The sequence below is a fragment of the Microcoleus sp. N3A4 genome (assembly GCF_036701805.1).
Taxonomy (GTDB): Bacteria; Cyanobacteriota; Cyanobacteriia; order Cyanobacteriales; family Microcoleaceae; genus Microcoleus.
Map to the genome: position 1 here is coordinate 1 of NZ_JAUBRJ010000194.1, position 1,052 is coordinate 1,052.

Consider the following 1,052-nt stretch of genomic DNA (forward strand, 5'->3'; position numbering starts at 1 on the left):
TATTTGAGCGACTGCTGCATTATTATTGTTGCCAGGAAGTCCCAGCACTTTCTTGAAATGCCGTCGTAAATGAGCCAGACACTTCTGTTGGGCTGTGCCGCAGGCAACCATTATAAACGCTGAAATCATCTGAGCTTAAGACTCCCGCAAATTCTTTGCCCAGCATGGTTTCTAATTCCACACGTCACAAAAGTATCTGCGGCATGAAATAAACAGAATCCTTTTCCACTAGCCGTCCACAGCCATTCTTTGACTCCCATCACACACCACGGCGTTTCATCTACATGAACGTTTGATTGAAGAGGTGCCCATTCCCACAGTGCTTTGATAGCTGGCTCTACTGCTGCTGCTACTCGTTGATTGGTTTTTTGGAGTGTTCCTACTCCCACTTCTATCGTGCCGAGTTCCCACAACAATGAGCGTCAGCTTGGAGTAGGAAAGATGCCCATAATTCCCCAGCCAGACTAATAGTGCTTGGAGATTAACGCTCAAGTCTTGGCCTGGAACCACTCCCTGATGTGGTTCTCCTCTGACTACTGCACCACATTCTAGGCATTTACACGATTGTGTCTGATATTCGACGACTTCGATTGGTTTGGCGACTAGAGTTGCTACTTGCTGAGAGTGGATGTTAATTACTTGACTTAATTCTTGACTACCACAATTGAGACAGATGTCGGGTGAGCTAATTTCGGTTCTGTCTACTCGTCCAAACCCTTTGCGGGTTTTTCCCTGATGACCTGGTTGTCCACCTGGTTTCTTTTTTTGGTCTGCTTCTGGTGTGACTGTTGGTTTCTCTGATTTCTGGATCAGATCCGTTGATGGGGGCTTTGATGAAGTCTGACTGGTGGTTCGACTTTTGCCCGTAGCAATGGCTAGTTTTTCTTGTAATTCTTCAATAATTTTTTGCAGCCCCAGTACCATTTCTACCAGTTCAGCTTGGCTCAACTGCTCGATTTCGGTTTTTTTCGGCTCTCTGGTTGCTGGGGGCTTTTTCATTGGTTTATTTTACCAGCTTTTGTCACCGAAGTTTTTTTGACCTGAATCCTTAC

At 45.6% G+C, this 1,052-nt stretch carries 2 protein-coding genes; both read right to left on the reverse strand.

Annotated elements, in window-relative coordinates; all coding sequences use genetic code 11:
- Positions 1-125 precede the first annotated feature (125 nt).
- On the reverse strand, positions 126-389 hold the full coding sequence (locus QUA56_RS37080; protein ID WP_445242988.1) for a hypothetical protein: 264 nt from the start codon (positions 387-389) through the stop codon (positions 126-128).
- Positions 277-999, reverse strand: coding sequence for a DUF6444 domain-containing protein (locus QUA56_RS36700; protein ID WP_333368952.1), 723 nt, complete (start codon positions 997-999; stop codon positions 277-279). The genes QUA56_RS37080 and QUA56_RS36700 overlap by 113 nt, the downstream gene beginning before the upstream one ends.
- Positions 1,000-1,052: the final 53 nt, after the last annotated feature.

Excerpts from the sequence above, each read along its gene's own strand:
- QUA56_RS36700 (WP_333368952.1), bottom strand. The coding sequence starts at position 999 with ATGAAAAAGCCCCCAGCAACCAGAGAGCCGAAAAAAACCGAAATCGAG.